Raw genomic sequence first — 16,717 nt, 5'->3', positions numbered from 1 at the left:
GCTCAGCTCCCTTCGCCCGAGCCGCCGACGCGCTCCGCGGCGCGGAAGACTGGCAGCTCCAACTCCTCGTCGTACCTGCGGAATTCGAGCCGTACCGGCATCCCGATCCGCACCTCGTCGTGCGGCACGCCCACCACGTTGCTCACGATCCGCACGCCCTCGGCGAGCTCGACCAGGGCGACGGCGTAGGGAGGGTCGAAGGCCGGGAACGGCGGATGGTGCATGACGGCGTACGAGTACACGGTCCCCTCGCCGCCCGACTCGACCGTGTCCCAGTCCGGGCAGCCGCACGCGCCGCACCCCGGCAGCCACGGGAATCTCAGCGCTCCGCAGTCCGTGCAGCGCTGGATCAGCAGCCGGTGCCGTCCGACGCCCTCCCAGAACCCGGCGTTGTCGCGGTTGATCACCGGACGCGGGCGCCTGCTCTTCGCCGCCGCGGGCTGCGGCTGCGTCTGCGCACTTTCCTTCTCCGAGTTCTTCGCCTCCGGGTTCTTCGCCTCCGGGGTCCTCGCCTCCGGGGTCCTCGTCTCCGGGTTCTTCGCCTCCGGGGTCCTCGTCTCCGGGGTCCTCGTCCGCGCACTCTTCGTCTCCGAAGTGCCCGACGGGCCCGGGGCCGGCACGGGTGCGGCGTTCGAACTTCGGTGCGCGGGAGCGTACTTGAGGATGCGGAAGCGATGCGTCCCGGCGAGTTCGCCGCCCGCCCGGATGTCCATCCGCGTGGTGACGAAGTACCCCGTGCCCAGCTTGGTCGTCTTGCGCCCGGACACGGACTCGATCATCGAGTCGAAGGTGATCTCGTCCCCGGGGCGCAGCGGCCGCAGGTACTCCTGTTCGCAGTCGGTGGCGACCACCGAGGTGAATCCGGCGCCGTCGAGCAGGCCGAACAGCTCGTCGTAGGTCCCGGAGCGGCCGGGGCGGTCGGTGTGCCCGGAGAGACCGCTCATCGTCCACGCCTGGAGCATGGTGGGCGGGGCCACGGCGTCCGGCCCCCGGTAGGCCGGGCTGGTGTCCCCCATGGCCTCGCACCAGTGCCGGATCATCGGCGCGTTCACCAGGTCCCTCCCGACGCCCCCCGCCGTGGCGGCACGCCCCTCGTACTCCTTCAGACGCTCCGAGAGGCCTTCCCCGCCGAACACGGCCGCGTCGGGCACGGCCCCGTCCGGTACGGCCGCGCCCCGTTTCCCTCCGCCGGGCACGGAGCCCTCACCCACCCCCCGGTCGGGCACAGCACCGTCACCCACCCGTGGGTCTGGCACGGCGCCGTCACCCACCCCTCCGTCGGACACAGCACCGCCACCCGCTGCGGGGGGCTCGCCCTCTCCTCGGCGGCTCACCGCCGCCCCCTCCTCATGCCGAGCCGCATCGTCGCGACGATCTCCCGCTGCACCTCGCTCACCCCGCCCCCGAACGTGTTGATCTGCGCCGCCCGGTTCATCCGCTCCAGTTCGCCGTCTCCGAACGCCGCCGGCGAACCGGTCCTGAGCAGTGCCTCCGGTCCCACGATGTGCTGGCACATCCGGTACACCGCGACCGCGGACTCGGTTCCCATGACCTTCACGCCGCTCGCGTCCCCGGGCGCCGGCCCGCCGGCTCCCACATCCCCCACCAGACGCCAGTTGAGCAGGCGGGACGCGGCCAGCCGGGCGTGCACCTCGGCGAGCTGGGACCGCACCCACGGCTCGTCCGCCCGGCGCCGCCCGGTCACCGGATCAGGGGTGCGGGCCGCCTCCAGCGCGGCCGCGTAGAAGTCCTCGGCCTGCATGCCGATCGCGGCGAGGGCCACCCGCTCGTGGTTGAGCTGGCTGGTGATGAGTCCCCAGCCGCCGTTCTCCTCGCCGACCAGGTTCCCGGCGGGGACGCGGATCCCGTCGTAGTAGGTCGCCGTGGTGGTCTGGCCGCCCACGGTCTCGATCGGTGTCCACGAGAAGCCGGGGGCGCCGGTGGGGACGAGCAGGATCGAGATGCCCTGATGCCTGGGCGCCTCCGGATCGGTCCGGCAGGCGAGCCAGATCCAGTCGGCGTTCTGGGCGTTGGACGTGAAGATCTTCTGCCCGTCGATCCGCCAGAACTCTTCCTCGGCACCGGCCCGGTCCCCGAACCGCGTCCCGCGTTCGGCACCGGCGCGACCGTCGGCGCCCGCCCCGCCCCCTTTGCCGGCTTCACCGTCGACGCGGGTCCCGCCCCCGGCACCGGCCGGTCCCGAGCTCCCCCCGGTCTCCCCGCTGCCCCTTCTTCCCCTGGTCTCCCGGACGGCGCGGGTGCTCAACGAGGCCAGGTCCGTACCGGCGGACGGTTCCGAGTACCCGATGGCGAAGACGAGCTCGCCCTTCAGGATCCGCGGCAGGAAGAACTCCTTCTGCTCCTCGCTGCCGTACTTCATGAGGGTCGGTCCGACGGTGTTCAGCGTGACCATCGAGACGGGAGCGCCGGCCCGGTAGGCCTCGTCGAAGAAGACGAACTGCTCGTCGGCCCCGCGCCCCTGCCCGCCGTACGCGACCGGCCAGCCGAGCCCGAGCAGACCGTCGGCGCCGATGCGGCGCAGCAGCGCCCTCCGGCGGGCGCCGGCGTCGGCCGGCGGCGGGCCGTCCGGCATCAGTTCCCGGAAGTACGCGCGGAGTTCGGCGCGCAGCCGCTGCTGGCGCTCGGTGGGGGCGAGGTGCACGGCGGCGGCCCTCCCGGACCTCGTACGAACAAGGTTTGCTGACTGTCCGTCAGATACCTTTGCCTGTCAAGGTCATGGGCACCGCCCGGGCCGGGAGCGCCCCGCCGGGTCGGGTCGCTCCCACGGCACGCGGAACATGTCTGCGCGAAGACGCCGACCGCAGCCTTGGAACCCACTGCGCCAGGGCGCCGAAGCGCAGCCGCAGAACCCATCCGGACTGCGGCGCCGAAGCGCAGCCTCGGAACACGTCTGCGCGACGGCACCGAAGTACCGCCGCGCAGACGTCGTGATCCCCCACCCTGCCCCACCCTGCCCCGCCCCGCCCCGCCCCACCGGGCACTACCCCGCCCCGAAGCCCCCCGGCCGACGGGAACCCGCCGGCCCCCGGCTCACCAGAGCTTGACGAAGTTGACGAGGACGTTCGAGTTGCCCTGATTGAGGGCCGTGGACGCGGAACCGTTCACCTGGGCGGTGTTGCTCTGATTCGAGGCTCCGGAGCCGACCGCCTGTTGTTGGGTGGTCCCGGAGTTGCCGCTGTTGTCGCGTCCGACCCCGCTGCCGGCCGCGGTCGCCACTCCGGCGTTCGATCCGGTGTCCGCGATGGAGCCGTTGTCGGCCGACGCGACCCCGCAGAAGAGAGCGGCCGTCAGCGGCAGGGCCGCGACGGCGGCGAGAACGCGAGCGGTACGGATGCTTGCCATGCGAGTTCCTCCAGAACCGGTTGTACGCACCGGCGGTGAGCCGGGATGTACGCGAAATACGGCTTGTTCCAGGGCGGTTGGCCGACCGCCCCGGCGTTGTCCTCGACGTCGCGAGTCCAGAGTTGCCCACCGCATCTCCGGCGAACCACACCGGAAGCCGTGATTCCCCCTGAAGCGTGAGGACATGTCGATAAACCACCTTCACGCAAACAAAGCCCCTGCTCAGGCGCCTGGCGACCGTTCAACCCAAGCCCCGCAACAGCTGAAGCGTTCCGGCAGGTTTTCGGCCGATCTCGCCTCTCACCCACCCGGGCTCTCCGCGAGCCCGGAGAACCCTTCCCTTTCTCGAACACTCGTACGATTATGGATGCATGGCCACCATCGACCGGCGGGCCACCACTCTGGCCCTGGCCCACGCCCTGTCCGCAGCCGAACGCGGGCTCGCGGTGATCCCGCTGTCCCGTACGAAGCTCCCGGCCCTGCCCTCCCCCCACCGCGACGACCCCGACCCCCGCCCGTGCCACGGCGACTGCGGCCGCTTCGGGCACGGCGTGTACGACGCCTCGACCGAGCCCCGGCGCATTCGTGAACTCTTCGCCGCCGCCCCCTGGGCCACCGGCTACGGCATCGCCTGCGGGCTGCACCCGCACCACCTCATCGGCGTCGACCTCGACACCAAGTCCGGCACCGACTCCTCGACCGCCCTGCGCGAACTGGCCCTGCGCCATCTCTTCACGATCCCGGACACGGTCGTCGTCCTGACCCCCAGCGGCGGCCGCCATCTGTGGCTGAGCGGACCGCCGGACGTCGTCGTCCCCAACTCGGCGAGCCGGCTCGCCCCCGGCATCGACATCCGCGGCGCCGGCGGCTACCTCGTCGGCCCCGGCTCACGCACCGAACACGGTGTGTACGGGACGGCCCCCGGCACCTCCCGGCTGGCACCCGCGCCCTGCCCGCCCGAACTCCTGCGGCTGCTCCTGCCTCCACCCCCGGCCGGCGCCCACCACACGACGGCCTCCGCGAGCGAACGGCAGGGCCGGGGACTGGTCGAGTTCGTCCTCGCCGCCCATGAGGGCCAGCGCAACACCCGCCTGTTCTGGGCCGCCTGCCGCGCCTACGAGAACGGCATCGGCCCCCAGCTGACCACCCCGCTCGTCCAGGCCGCCGTCCGCACGGGCCTGTCCGAACGAGAGGCCCGCTCGACCATCGCCTCCGCGGCCCGGATGACGGCTCCTTCGTCCCGGCGACAGCCCTGAAGGCACCACCGTCGACGGGGGACGCGGACACCGGCGGTGTCCGCGTCCCCCGCTGATGCCGGACCGGGAGCACGACGGCCGCCCGGGACTCCTACCGATGGGGGCAGAGCCTCGACACCACCGCGATGTTGATCATCCTGGACTCGATCTCCGTGACCTTGTGGCCCGGAGTGGAGAACCGGGTCACGGCGCTGCGCGCGGGGTCGTTGTCCGCCTTGATGTCGGAGCACTGGTTCCGGGCTTTGTCGACGGCCTTGTCCTCGTCGGCGACCAGGGCCGGGTCGACGGCCTTGAGGTCGGCGAGCAGAGCCTCGCGCTCGGCACCGGTGGGCGCGGCCGGGATGCCGGCGCCCTTCTTGGCGGCGCCGCTGTCCGCGGACTTGGTGGCCGCAGGCGTACCCACGGCCTTCGTGGCCGGGGATGTACCCGCGGCCTTCGTGACCGCGGACGCAGCGCTCTTCGCAGGCTCGGCCCTGCTGTCGCCGCTCCCTCCGCCACCGCCCGGTCCCCGGGACGGAAACGACGACGACCCCTGACCGTTTCTCCAGGTCAGGGGTCGTTCATGGCGGTGGGTGTGGGATTTGAACCCACGGTGACTCGCGCCACGACGGTTTTCAAGACCGTTCCCTTAGGCCGCTCGGGCAACCCACCTTCGCTCCGGCCCAGGCGGGTGGAGCGGGTACAGCGTACCCGGCTCGGAGGGTGCCGCGGAGGCATGGTCCGCACCGGATCGACCAGCACCGGACCGGCCCGCCGGCGTCACCTTCCGGGTGGCCGCGACACCACAGGCCGGGTGCCGCCGACGTCACCTTCCGGGTGCCCACGACGCCACAGACATGGTGCCCGCGACAGCCGTCCGTCAACGTGCTGAAAGGCATCGGCCCGCGTACACGAAAAGCCGCTTTGGTGAATACCTCCGCCGCCGCGCGCTCACTCGATTGCCGCACATCTGGAGGCGGGGGAGCCGCGTTAGCGGAATATGGCGAAAGCAAGATCTCTCGCTCCGGCCGGCTCCGGAGCGACGGCGGAGGGTCCGGCCCCGGCCCGTACGGTGCCGGCCGGGCGATGTGCCCGCCCGCCCGCCGCGCGCACCCCGACCGCCGCCCGAGGCACTTCGCACGCGGCCGGCGCGTATCGGACCGTGGGGAGCCGAGCCGCCGGCCGGTCTCCTCATGGCCCCGGACACGGTGAACCGGTTCGGGAGGAAATCGACCAGCGCTGGAACGGCCGGGGACATTCCGGCCGCCACGGCACTCATGTGACCCGGGGCGAATTTCCGTGAATGACGATTACCCGAATCTCTCCTTCGCCCGGTACGGACAGAATCCCGGATATCCCGCCGGGCCGGAGACCGGCCCGTACGGCGAACCCGTGGCCGTCCCCCTGCACGAACAGGACTGGGACCCGGTCGAGGAGCTCACCTACCTCCTCCAGGACGCGGCGGCGGAGCAGGAGGTCACCGTGCCTCCCCCGCGCAGCGAGCCGGAGTACACCGACGAGTACACCGACGAGTTCGCCGGTGACCCGTTGGACGACCCGATGGACAACCTGGTTCGGATCACTGCCGAGTTGCCGCCCATCCGGCGCTCCTCGTCCGGGCACCGCAAGGTACGGGTCCGCAATCCCCGCAACTGGATCCAGACCGTCAGCTTCGTGATCGCCGCGGTCGCCGCCGCCACCGTGTCGATGGTGAGCGTCTTCAGCGGCATGGTGGCCTACTCGCCCCTTCAGCGCATCGCGTCCAACGCCCAGAGCGGCACGGGCCCTTGGTGGCCCCTCCTGGTCTACGGCCCCTGGATGGTTGCCTCGCTCTCCATTCTGAGAGCGGCCCTGCACCAGCGCCGCGCCGTGCACTCGTGGTACGTCGTCCTGCTGTTCTCCTCCGTCGCGATGATGTTCTGTGTGGCCGATGCACATCAGACGATCACCGGGGTGGCCACGGCCGTCGTGCCCGCCCTCGCGTCACTGACCTGCTTCCAGCAGTTAATCCGTCAGATCACGCTGACCCGGCCGCCCCGTCAGAGCGTGTCCCGCCATCGGCAGCGCCCCTGCCCGCCGCCGTCCCCGGAGCGCGCCGGCGGCAAGAAGGGGCCGGCGGCCGCGAAGAAGACGCGCGCCTGATCCGTCCCGGCCGTCCTGGGGCTCCGCCCGGGACGGTTCGGGCGGGACGGCCCGCACGCGTAAGGGGTGCCTCTCGTGAGAGGCACCCCTTACGCGTGTGACCGAAGGATCAGCTGTCGCCTTCTCGCGAGCCGAGGGTGACGTCGACCGTGTGGGTCTTGCCGTCGCGCGTGTAGGTGAGCTTGACGGTGTCGCCGGGCTTGTGGGTCCAGATCGCGCCGATGAGGGTCGGGCCGCTGTCGACCACCATGTCGTCGAGCTTGGTGATGACGTCGCCGGGCTTGAGGCCCGCCTTGGCCGCGGGACCGCCGGACTCGACCGCGGCGGCGCCGCTCGCGCCCTGCTCGGTGATCTTCGCGCCGCCCGTGCCCTCGTCCAGGGAGACCGAGGCGCCGATCTTCGCGTACACCGGCTTGCCCGTCTGGATCAGCTGCTGGGCCACGTACTTGGCCTGGTTGACCGGGATCGCGAAGCCCAGGCCGATGGAACCGGACTGGCCGGAGCCGCCGAGGCCGCCGCTGCTCGACGACTGGATCGCCGAGTTGATGCCGATCACCGCGCCCGAGGCGTCGAGCAGGGGACCGCCGGAGTTGCCCGGGTTGATCGAGGCGTCCGTCTGAAGGGCGCTCATGTACGAGGACTTGCTGCTGGCGCTGCCGTCGCTGGAGGCGACCGGACGGTTCTTCGCGCTGATGATGCCCGTGGTCACCGTGTTGGAGAGACCGAAGGGCGCGCCGATCGCGATCGTGGTGTCACCGACGGCCACCTTGTCGGAGTCGCCGAGGACGAGCGGCTTCAGGTCCGAGGGCGCGTTCTTCAGCTTGATGACCGCGACGTCGTAGCCCTGCGCGTGACCGACCACCTCGGCGTCGTACTTCTTGCCGCTCGGGAAGGTCGCGGTGAGCTTCCCGCCGTCGACCGCGTCCGCCACCACGTGGTTGTTGGTGAGGATGTGGCCCTGCTTGTCGAAGACGAAGCCCGTGCCGGTGCCGCCCTCGCCGTTGGTGCTCTGGGCCTCGATGGTGACGGTGCTCGGCAGCGCGTTGGCGGCCACGTTCGCGACCGTGCCCGAGGCGCGCTTGACCGCGCCGCTGTTGCTCGGGGCGGAGACCGTCGTCGAGTCGGTGGTGCTGTCGTCGTTCTTGGCCAGCGAGTAGCCGATGCCGCCGCCGACACCGCCGGCGACCAGCGCGGCCACCAGAACCGCGGCGACGAGGCCGCCGCGGCCGTTCTTCGGCTTGGGGGCGGGCTGCTGGTAGGAGGCTCCCCAGCCGCCGGATCCCGAGTCGCCGCCGTCGGCGTACGAAGGGGTGGCGGGCGGCGGAGGCGGCCAGCCCGCTTCGGGCGCGGAGCCCTGGGCCGGAGCCTGTCCGTAGGGGTCGGCCCCCTGTCCCGCTCCGTTCGACGCGTACGCCGGCATGCCCGCGGGCGCCGACGCGTGCTCCGGTGCGCCGGGGTCGCCGGGCACCGCGGGGATCGGAGCGGTCGGCGCGCCCCCCGGGTGCGAGGCGCCCTGCGCGGAAGCAGCGGGAGTTTCCACCGGCACAGGAGGTGCGGACGGGGCCGGGGGTACTGCGTTGCCCTCGTTCTCGGTGCTCACAGCTCTTCTCCTCGATCCACGGCTGTTGTTCTCGGTCGCACTCGGTCACGCGCGCTCACACTTGTCGATGGCCCGGCGCGATTCAGCTGTGCATGTGCTTTTGTACGCCGTCAGCTTTTCCCACAGGGCGTCAGGGCACCATAAGCGGTGGCTGTGCGTCCGAGACCATCCTTTATAACGGACTTTTATTACCAAACGGAATGTTCTGGGAGATATCTCACGTCACACTCGCCCGGCGACGGTGACACCATGACGCGGTGACCCTCGCACGACAGCACCCGATTCAGGTCGTCGCCCACCGCGGAGCCTCCGAAGAGGCCCCCGAGCACACCCTGGCCGCGTACAAGAAGGCGATCGAGGACGGTGCGGACGCCCTGGAGTGCGACGTACGGCTGACCGCCGACGGCCATCTCGTCTGTGTCCACGACCGCCGCGTGAACCGTACGTCCAACGGGCGCGGAGCCGTCTCCGCCCTGGAACTCGCCGAACTCGCCGCGCTGGACTTCGGTTCGTGGAAGAACCGCGACGAGTCGCCCGACTGGGAGCACGCCCCCGGGAGCCTCACGGACACCTCCGTCCTCACCCTGGAGAAACTGCTCGAACTCGTCGCGGACGCCGGCCGCAGGGTGGAGCTGGCCATCGAGACCAAGCACCCGACCCGCTGGGCGGGCCAGGTCGAGGAACGGCTGCTCCACCTGCTGAAGCGCTTCGGCCTGGACGCCCCCGCCGTCCCGGCCGAGTCCGCGGTGCGTGTCATGAGCTTCTCGGCACGCTCGCTGCACCGCGTCCGGGCCGCGTCCCCCGCCTTGCCGACGGTCTATCTGCTCCAGTTCGTCTCCCCCCGGCTGCGGGACGGACGGCTGCCCGCCGGTGTCCGGATCGCAGGCCCCTCGATGCGGATCGTGAGAAGCCATCCCGCGTACATCGAACGGCTGAAACACGCCGGTCACCAGGTGCACGTCTGGACCGTGAACGAGCCCGAGGACGTCGATCTCTGCGTTGAGCTGGGCATCGACGCCATCATCACCAACCGTCCGCGCGCGGTACTGCGTCAACTGGGGCGCTGACCAGGCCCTGCCCCGAGGCACGCGGCAGGTCCGAAAAGTCCATGGCCGCCCCTCGGAAACCGTCGAGAACCGGCCAGTCGGTCACACGGAGTGCACCGGCGCGTTCGTTCCGCATTCGATCGTTACGAGTGCGTCAGCAGACGTCGATTGGCCGGTTTCCGGTTCAGTCCAAAGGGGCATCCACACCGTGGCGTGGGGTGAAGGAGGTCTCGGGGGTGGCGTTGGTGGTGGCACAGGAGGTGCCCACGTCGTCGAGCATGGCCGTACCCCATGGCCCTGCGGGCGTGGGGCAGGCAAGGCACCGGATGCGCGATCAACTGCGTTCGGGGGGTGTGGCGGAAGCGGTCATCGACGACGCCGTACTGATCCTTTCCGAACTGCTCAGCAATGCCTGCCGACATGGCAGGCCCTTGGGCGACGCCTTCGCGGGCGACGGCGATGTGCGCGCGGCCTGGCAGGTCGACCCCGCGGGCCGGCTGACGGTCGAGGTGACGGACGGCGGCGGCCCGACCCGCCCCGTGCCCGCCACACCGTCGGTCACCGCACGGGGCGGCCGGGGGCTGAACATCATCACGGCGCTGGCCAAGGACTGGGGTGTACGGGACGACACCCGGGGCGAGGTCACCGTGTGGGTGGTCGTCCAGGACAACGTGGAAGCGGCGCGCCGGCACGACGATTTCGCTACGCGCGTCGCGTCACCGAGGGTGTCCGGGATCTCCGGTCTGGACTTCGCGGACGTCTTCGACGACCTCGACTGACCCTGACCGGGAAGGGGCCGACGAACTGGACCACGCCCGACCGGGGCGAGCTCGACCACCCCGACCGCTCCGGACCGGGGCGAGCTCGACACCGTCGACCGAGCCGGACGGCGGGCGCGGCCGACGACCTCGCCCGAGCCGGATCGGAGCTCGGCCGACGACCTCGGCCGAGCTCGACCGGGGCGCGCGGACCGGCCGCCGGGCTCCGGACGACGCGGTGCGTTGTCCACAGGGTCCCGACGGTCTCCGTACGAACGGCTAGGCTCGCGCCAGTACGAGACGAGCCGTGATCGGGAGACAGCCACGATGGCCAAGAAGCGACCCCAGACGAAGGCCGAGCAGCCGCAGCTCAAGGACGGCGAGATCCCGGTCGTCGGCGCCCGCGAGCCCTGCCCCTGCGGCAGCGGCCGCCGCTACAAGGCCTGCCACGGCCGGGCCGCGGCCCACGCCGTGACCGAGCTGGTGCACCGCCCCTTCGAGGGCCTGCGGGGCGAGGGCGACTGGGTCGCGCTGCGCGAACTGGTGCCCGCCGCGACGGTCGAGCTGAAGCTCAAGGAGAGCCTGCCCGAGGGCGTTCCCTCGGTCACCCTCGCCACGGTCCTGCCTATGGCGTGGCCCGCGCTGCGCCGCGAGGACGGCTCGGTCCTGCTCGGCCTCCAGAACGACACGTCGTCCGGCGACATCAGCCGCGACCTGGCGGACACCCTCCAGCGCGCGCTGGTCGCGCCGCCCGGCACCCCGGTGGAGGGGCGGCGCGCCCCGGCCGGCGGGCCGCGGCTCCAGGACCTGCTCGACGCCGAAGGCGCCTTCGAGCCAGTTGTGCACAGCGGCTTCGAGTTCTGGGTCCCGGACGCGGACAACGCCACGCCCGAGGTGGCCGCCTCGCTGGAGCGGGCCAACGCCGCCGCCATTCCGACGGTGAAGCTCTCCGGTGTCGACGCCGCCTACTGGTGCGAGACGCCCGAGAAGAACCACCTGCGCTGGGTCATGCCGCACGCGGAGGAGCAGCTTCTGGACGCTCTCGCGCGGCTGCACGCCGAGGGCCGTTCGAGCCTCGGGGAGGGCACCCGGCTGGTCGGTTCCTTCCGTGCGCACGGGCTCACGGTGCCGGTCTGGGACCTTCCGAGCGGTGTCACGGCCGAGGACGTCGAGAAGCCGGCGACCGAGTTCGCCGAGCGCCTCGCCACCGCTCTGGCCACGGACGCGCCGCTGACGGCGGACGAGCGCCGTGCGCGCGGTGGACTCACCAACCGCCAGGTGACACTCAGCTGACCCACAGCGGACCCACAGGACGGGAAACTGACCGACCAGTCAGCTGGTCGGAGCCTCGAAACCGGGTGACTCCTGTCACAACTCCCCGTTGTGACAGGTAAATCCGTGTCCGAATAGCCGAGATCGAATTTGCGAACCGCCGATCTCTTGTTACCGTTCGAGTAGCCCGGTTGCTGGTGCATCCCCCGTCGCCAGCAACCGGGTCTTTCCATGTTCGGAATCCCGAACAATGTCAACCGCCTTACTCCTGGCCCGAGTTGCTGCCCGAGCGCAGCAGCAGCGGCCCGTCGGCGCCGGCGCTCCGCGCGAATTCCGCGATCGCCGAGTACGCCCCCGGACCCCCGGCCGTGCGTTGTCTGGGCGTGTCACAGGCTCCCGGATCGTCCTCCGTGTCCACCGCGCAGTTCATCTGCACCGTGCGACCGCCCGGACCCATCAGTGTCAGGTCCGAGCTCAGCGTGTCGCCGGTCGCGTTGCGGTAGTAGGTGCGCGCCCAGGTCTCCTCGCCCCGGGTCAGGACACATGTCTGGGCCTCGACGCCGTCGGCCGAGGAGAGTTCGGGACCGCAGCGGGCGGCGGTGGCCCGACCGAGGCCGAGCGGCAGCGGGGAGCGGCGGGGTGCGGGCACCCGCGGCCGGTCGTCCGCCGGCGACGTCCCGAGCACGGCCGCGGAGCCGCCGTCGCCCACCGGACCGGCCGAGGCGACGGTGAGCGGCAGCGCGAGCGTCAGGGCCACGACTCCCGTCAGCGCCGCAAGGCGGACCCTTCGGGGGTCCGGCCCGTCGTCCGGCTCCGTCGCGGCCCGGTACCCCCCGGAATGACGCTGCATAGGCGGACGATAACGAGCCCGGGCGGGCGCGCGGCGAGCCGCGCGCCGGACGCCCTTACAACTCGGGCGCGCTCACACCCGTACGAGTGAGTGCCTCGACGACGGCATCCACCACGGCCTCCACGTCGGGCACCCAGGGGGCGGCCGAACCGGGCAGCGGAGCGCGCTCCCAGCGGATCTGCCCCTGGGCCGTCTCGGACGGCGGCAGCGCGATGTAGCCGCCCTCGCCGTGGAAGCGCAGGGAACCGGGGACGAAGTCCTTGGCGTAGAGCAGTTCGCCGAGCTGCTCCATGGAGTACGGGGCGACGAGGATCGCCCAGCGGGAGGGGGCCGCGACGACCGGGCCGAGGCGCATCCCGGTGCGGTCGAGGGCGTCGAGCGCGCGGGCCGCCGCGAGGGCGGGCAGACTCACCGCGCACGGCGCGCCGCCCCCGGTGGCCAGCACGATGGGGGCCGAGGGCCGGTTGGTCCACCACCAGCGCACCATGCGCTCGTCCGTGGTGGCCGCGAGGAGGCCGGGGTCGAAGGGATGGGCGCCCGGCACCGTGCACTCCGGGTCGGGGCAGCCGCAGCGGGCGCGCCCCTGCGGGTCGGCCGCCACACCCGGGAGTACGGGCCACCGCCATTCGGCCGCGAAGGTCAGGGCCGCGCTGAGCATCTCAGGCTTCCCGTCGTTCCGCCTGGACAGGAGCCTGCGTCGCCTTCCGAGGATCTCGCGCATGAGCGCTCGTTCCTTTCCGTTGCACGCCTGGCAACACCGAGGATCACATCACACCATGTGTCGATCACTTCACTGTGCGTACCTGCTGGCGCATCACACCCCTGCTGGGGACAAGGGGAACCCCTCTGGGCCGAGCATGTGGCTGTGTCCGCGCCCATACCGCGTACATCCAAAGCATGGGCATGGCGTGGGGTGGCGGCGCCTGGCGTTTTACGTCCCGCGTATTGCTAGCCGCCTCCGCCACGGGAGGATGGGGCACGGTCGTCGGTGGTTAAGACGCCCGGGTCCGTCGCCAGGTTCCGGGCGGATCTCAACCACCCCTGACCTTCACCGAGTACGTACCCACCACGACCGCTGTGACGCTCCGTCGAACGAGGCCAGTCGACCTCAATCAGCCGTTACCCGAGTCAGTTTTAGGCCAATTTTGATTTCCCGCAAGGGTTACCACCGGTCGCACGGACACCAGGAATCCCGGCAGGACAATGCTGGACATCCCCTCACGAGTACGTGTACATGTGGAGACACCGCTAGCGGCGCAGAACGACATGGGGGTTTGCGATGCTATTGAGCAATACGCACCGGTCGGAAGGCCGGACGCCATGAACGCCCCTCACCTTCCGAAAGTGGCCGGAATCGATTCAACGGTTCCCTCGCCCGCACACACTGTCGCGCCGGCGCCCGCGCCCACGGGCACCTCCCCGGCCGTCCCGCCGGCCGGCCCCGGAGCCGCTCTCCAGGATCGACTCGCGGGCTGGGTCTCGGACCTCACGACGCTCCACGAGCTCACCGAGCGTCTCGCCCGCGCCGCGACACTGAGCGACGCGCTCCAGGAACTGCTGCGCGCCGGAGCCGCCCTCGTGGGCGCCCGGCGCGGTCTGGTCGTCCTTGAACCCGGCGACGGACTCGGACCCGACACCACGATCGGCCTCGGCCTCGCCCGGGCGGACCTCGGCCACATCGAGACGGTGCCGCGCAGCTCCATGTCGTACGGGAAGATCCTGGACGGACTGCCGGGCGGCGAGGGCGAGATCACCCAGCCGGACCTCCTCTCGGAGGACGGGCTCGACCCGCGCCACCGCGAGGTCGCCGCCCGCCTCGGCTACGCCGCCAGTTACGCGCTGCCGCTGTCCACCGAGGCGGCGGGCCGTCTCGGTGCCGCCGTGTGGCTCTACGACGAACCCGCCGAGCCGGTGGAACGCCAGCGCCACCTCGTCGGCCTCTACGCCCGCTATGCCACGGAGCACCTGGCTCGGCTGCTGGAGCTCGAACGCGCGCGTACGTGCGTGAAGACGATGTCCGAGGAGCTGCTTCCCCCACGGCTGCCCCGGGTCTCCGGCGTCCAGCTCGCCGCCCGGCACCGCACCGGCCCGCGCGGCGGCGGCGACTGGTACGACGCGCTGCCGCTGCCCGACGCGGCGCTCGGCCTCGCGGTCGGCTCCGTCACCGGCTCGGGCCCCAGCGCGGTCGCCGCGATGGGCAGGCTGCGGGCCTCCCTGCGCGCCTACGCCGTCATGGAGGGCGAGGACCCGGTCGCCGTCCTCTCCGACCTCGAACTGCTGCTGCGGCTGACCGAACCCGCACGGTCCGCCACCGCGCTCTTCGCGTACTGCGAACCGGCCCTGCACAAGCTCACGCTCGCCGGCGCCGGACACAGCCCGCCCCTGGTGATCGGCCCGCGCCGCACCGAGTTCGTGGAGACCTCCCTGTCCGCGCCCCTGGGCATGCTCGCCTGCTGGGAGGCGCCGAGCGTCGAACTGACCGCCGAGCCTGGCGAGACCGTGCTCATCTACACCGACGGCCTGCTGCACCGCACCGGCGACCCGATGGACCGTGCCTTCGCCCGGCTGCATGCGGCGGCGGCCAGTGTCCCGAGAGCGCTGCGCGACGATCCGGGCGCGATCGCCGACCACGTGCTGCGCTGCGTGCTGCCGGACGGCCTCGACGAGGCGGACAGCGACGAGGACGTCGTCCTCCTGGCGGCCCGCTTCGAGTGAGAGGGCTCTCACCCGGTGTAATAGGCCTTCCGGCCCTGGGCCCCCTTCAGTACGACCGTACGATGGGGGAGGTCCAGAGTCGTATCAAGGAGGCAGACCGTGTCGGAGGCGCTCACCCCGGAGACCCCGGAAGCCGTACTCGACGAAGCCGCTGATGAAGCGGGCGAAGAGGAGCCCGTCAAGCAGCGCAAGAACGGCCTCTACCCGGGCGTGTCCGACGAGCTGGCCGACAGCATGAAGTCCGGCTGGGCCGACACGGAGCTGCGGGGCCTCGAACCCGTCGCGCAGGCCGGGTACACCGCGGCCCGCCGCGCCGCCCTGTCCGCGCGCTTCCCGGGCGAGCGCCTGGTGATCCCGGCGGGCAACCTGAAGACCCGCTCGAACGACACGGAATACCCCTTCCGCGCCTCGGTCGAGTACGCGTACCTCACCGGCAACCTCACCGAGGACGGCGTCCTCGTGCTGGAGCCCGCCGCCGAGGGCCACAAGGCGACGATCTACCTGCTGCCGCGCTCCAACCGTGAGAACGGCGAGTTCTGGCTGTCCGGACAGGGCGAGCTGTGGGTCGGCCGCCGCCACTCCCTGGCCGAGGCCGAGCAGCTGTACGGCATCCCCGCCTCGGACGTCCGCGAACTGCCGGCCGCGCTGACGGAGGCCACCGGTCCCGTCCGCGTCGTGCGCGGTTACGACGCCGCGATCGAGGCCGCGCTGACCGACAAGGTCACCCGCGAGCACGACGACGAACTGCGCGTGTTCCTCTCCGAGGCACGGCTGGTCAAGGACGAGTTCGAGGCCGGCGAGCTCCAGAAGGCCGTCGACTCCACCGTGCGCGGCTTCGAGGACGTCGTGAAGGTCCTCGACAAGGCCGAGGCCACCAGCGAGCGCTTCATCGAGGGCACCTTCTTCCTGCGCGCGCGGGTCGAGGGCAACGACATCGGCTACGGCTCCATCTGCGCCTCCGGCCCGCACGCCTGCACGCTGCACTGGGTCCGCAATGACGGCCCGGTCCGCTCCGGCGATCTGCTGTTGCTGGACGCGGGCGTGGAGACCCACACCCTCTACACCGCCGACGTCACCCGGACGCTGCCGGTCAACGGCACGTACACGGAGATCCAGAAGAAGATCTACGACGCCGTGTACGACGCCCAGGAGGCCGGTATCGCGGCCGTCCAGCCGGGCGCCAAGTACCGCGACTTCCACGACGCCGCGCAGCACGTGCTGGCCGAGCGGCTCGTCGAGTGGGGTCTGCTCGAGGGCCCGGTCGAGCGCGTCCTGGAGCTGGGCCTCCAGCGCCGCTGGACCCTGCACGGCACCGGCCACATGCTCGGCATGGACGTCCACGACTGCGCCGCCGCGCGCACCGAGACGTATGTCGAGGGCACGCTGGAGCCGGGCATGTGCCTGACGGTCGAGCCGGGCCTGTACTTCCAGGCGGACGACCTGACCGTGCCCGAGGAATACCGCGGCATCGGCGTCCGCATCGAGGACGACCTGCTCGTCACCGAGGACGGCAACCGGAACCTGTCGGCCGGCCTGCCGCGCCGCTCCGACGAGGTCGAGGCCTGGATGGCGTCCCTCAAGGACTGATGCTGGGCCCGCGAGGGCTGATACGAGACCGGTGGCCGGGTTCCCTTCGGGGTACCCGGCCACCGGTGCGTCCGGGAGCGGCCTCCCCGCACTCCCGCTCGTCCGGTGACGGGCCTTCGCGGACTTGGGCCTCCGGTGCGGTGGCGGGT

At 71.6% G+C, this 16,717-nt stretch carries 14 protein-coding genes and 1 tRNA gene; 7 read left to right on the top strand and 8 right to left on the bottom strand.

All coding sequences use genetic code 11. The annotated features are described in order from the left end of the window. Nucleotides 1–2: 2 nt before the first annotated feature. The 3 genes from ABZV42_RS06495 to ABZV42_RS06485 all read right to left on the bottom strand — a co-directional run bounded on the left by ABZV42_RS06495 (nt 3) and on the right by ABZV42_RS06485 (nt 3,363). Complete coding sequence (locus tag ABZV42_RS06495; RefSeq protein WP_356051013.1) at nt 3–1,151, bottom strand: OB-fold domain-containing protein; 1,149 nt, start codon at nt 1,149–1,151, stop codon at nt 3–5. Between the two features lie 179 nt (nt 1,152–1,330). Beyond that, complete coding sequence (locus tag ABZV42_RS06490) at nt 1,331–2,662, bottom strand: acyl-CoA dehydrogenase family protein (RefSeq protein WP_355983477.1); 1,332 nt, start codon at nt 2,660–2,662, stop codon at nt 1,331–1,333. A 389-nt stretch (nt 2,663–3,051) separates the two neighbouring features. Then, on the bottom strand, nt 3,052–3,363 hold the full coding sequence (locus tag ABZV42_RS06485; RefSeq protein WP_355983478.1) for a hypothetical protein: 312 nt from the start codon (nt 3,361–3,363) through the stop codon (nt 3,052–3,054). 371 nt (nt 3,364–3,734) lie between these two features. On the opposite strand from ABZV42_RS06485, the gene ABZV42_RS06480 reads away from it, so the two are divergent. Further along, on the top strand, nt 3,735–4,619 hold the full coding sequence (locus tag ABZV42_RS06480; protein ID WP_355983479.1) for a bifunctional DNA primase/polymerase: 885 nt from the start codon (nt 3,735–3,737) through the stop codon (nt 4,617–4,619). Between the two features lie 91 nt (nt 4,620–4,710). Here ABZV42_RS06480 and ABZV42_RS06475 read toward each other — a convergent pair whose 3' ends face one another. Both ABZV42_RS06475 and ABZV42_RS06470 read right to left on the bottom strand, forming a co-directional pair. Then, entirely contained in the window at nt 4,711–5,022 is a 312-nt protein-coding gene (locus tag ABZV42_RS06475; RefSeq protein ID WP_355983480.1) for a hypothetical protein, read from the bottom strand. Nucleotides 5,023–5,182: 160 nt separating this feature from the next. Next, nucleotides 5,183–5,270 (bottom strand) — tRNA-Ser (locus tag ABZV42_RS06470). A gap of 627 nt (nt 5,271–5,897) precedes the next feature. Here ABZV42_RS06470 and ABZV42_RS06465 point away from each other — a divergent pair. Beyond that, on the top strand, nt 5,898–6,740 hold the full coding sequence (locus ABZV42_RS06465) for a DUF2637 domain-containing protein (RefSeq protein ID WP_355983513.1): 843 nt from the start codon (nt 5,898–5,900) through the stop codon (nt 6,738–6,740). 109 nt (nt 6,741–6,849) lie between these two features. Here the strand turns inward: ABZV42_RS06465 and ABZV42_RS06460 are convergent, their stop codons facing one another. Beyond that, nucleotides 6,850–8,340: a trypsin-like peptidase domain-containing protein gene (locus tag ABZV42_RS06460; RefSeq protein WP_355983514.1), complete on the bottom strand. Its 1,491-nt coding sequence runs from the start codon at nt 8,338–8,340 to the stop codon at nt 6,850–6,852. Nucleotides 8,341–8,597: 257 nt separating this feature from the next. Between ABZV42_RS06460 and ABZV42_RS06455 the strand changes: the two genes are divergently transcribed. The 3 genes from ABZV42_RS06455 to ABZV42_RS06445 all read left to right on the top strand — a co-directional run bounded on the left by ABZV42_RS06455 (nt 8,598) and on the right by ABZV42_RS06445 (nt 11,437). Beyond that, nucleotides 8,598–9,407 (top strand): glycerophosphodiester phosphodiesterase, encoded by an 810-nt coding sequence (locus tag ABZV42_RS06455; protein WP_355983515.1) that lies wholly within the window; start codon nt 8,598–8,600, stop codon nt 9,405–9,407. A 215-nt stretch (nt 9,408–9,622) separates the two neighbouring features. Next, nucleotides 9,623–10,165 (top strand): ATP-binding protein, encoded by a 543-nt coding sequence (locus tag ABZV42_RS06450; protein ID WP_355983516.1) that lies wholly within the window; start codon nt 9,623–9,625, stop codon nt 10,163–10,165. Between the two features lie 306 nt (nt 10,166–10,471). Further along, nucleotides 10,472–11,437 (top strand): DUF5926 family protein, encoded by a 966-nt coding sequence (locus ABZV42_RS06445; RefSeq protein WP_355983517.1) that lies wholly within the window; start codon nt 10,472–10,474, stop codon nt 11,435–11,437. Between the two features lie 241 nt (nt 11,438–11,678). On the opposite strand, the gene ABZV42_RS06440 is transcribed toward ABZV42_RS06445, so the two are convergent. Then, a complete protein-coding gene (locus tag ABZV42_RS06440; RefSeq protein ID WP_356051012.1) occupies nt 11,679–12,266 on the bottom strand; it encodes a hypothetical protein in 588 nt (195 codons plus the stop codon). Between the two features lie 55 nt (nt 12,267–12,321). Further along, nucleotides 12,322–12,987: a bifunctional DNA primase/polymerase gene (locus ABZV42_RS06435; RefSeq protein ID WP_355983519.1), complete on the bottom strand. Its 666-nt coding sequence runs from the start codon at nt 12,985–12,987 to the stop codon at nt 12,322–12,324. Between the two features lie 482 nt (nt 12,988–13,469). On the opposite strand from ABZV42_RS06435, the gene ABZV42_RS06430 reads away from it, so the two are divergent. Together ABZV42_RS06430 and ABZV42_RS06425 are read left to right on the top strand one after the other, a co-directional pair. Beyond that, nucleotides 13,470–14,981: a PP2C family protein-serine/threonine phosphatase gene (locus tag ABZV42_RS06430; RefSeq protein WP_356051010.1), complete on the top strand. Its 1,512-nt coding sequence runs from the start codon at nt 13,470–13,472 to the stop codon at nt 14,979–14,981. 99 nt (nt 14,982–15,080) lie between these two features. After that, nucleotides 15,081–16,568, top strand: a complete 1,488-nt coding sequence (locus ABZV42_RS06425) for an aminopeptidase P family protein (RefSeq protein WP_355983521.1) — start codon at nt 15,081–15,083, stop codon at nt 16,566–16,568. The last annotated feature ends 149 nt before the right edge of the window (nt 16,569–16,717 follow it).

Source organism: Streptomyces sp. NPDC005281, from assembly GCF_040607495.1.
Classification (GTDB): Bacteria; Actinomycetota; Actinomycetes; order Streptomycetales; family Streptomycetaceae; genus Streptomyces.
This window is presented reverse-complemented; position numbering and strand designations above follow the sequence as displayed.

What these genes read in the sequence shown, in the direction of transcription:
- ABZV42_RS06445 (WP_355983517.1), top strand. Translation starts at nt 10,472, where the DNA reads ATGGCCAAGAAGCGACCCCAGACGAAGGCCGAGCAGCCGCAGCTCAAG.
- ABZV42_RS06430 (WP_356051010.1), top strand. Translation starts at nt 13,470, where the DNA reads ATGCTGGACATCCCCTCACGAGTACGTGTACATGTGGAGACACCGCTA.
- ABZV42_RS06440 (WP_356051012.1), bottom strand. Translation starts at nt 12,266, where the DNA reads ATGCAGCGTCATTCCGGGGGGTACCGGGCCGCGACGGAGCCGGACGAC.
- ABZV42_RS06480 (WP_355983479.1), top strand. Translation starts at nt 3,735, where the DNA reads ATGGCCACCATCGACCGGCGGGCCACCACTCTGGCCCTGGCCCACGCC.
- ABZV42_RS06435 (WP_355983519.1), bottom strand. Translation starts at nt 12,987, where the DNA reads ATGCGCGAGATCCTCGGAAGGCGACGCAGGCTCCTGTCCAGGCGGAAC.
- ABZV42_RS06485 (WP_355983478.1), bottom strand. Translation starts at nt 3,363, where the DNA reads ATGGCAAGCATCCGTACCGCTCGCGTTCTCGCCGCCGTCGCGGCCCTG.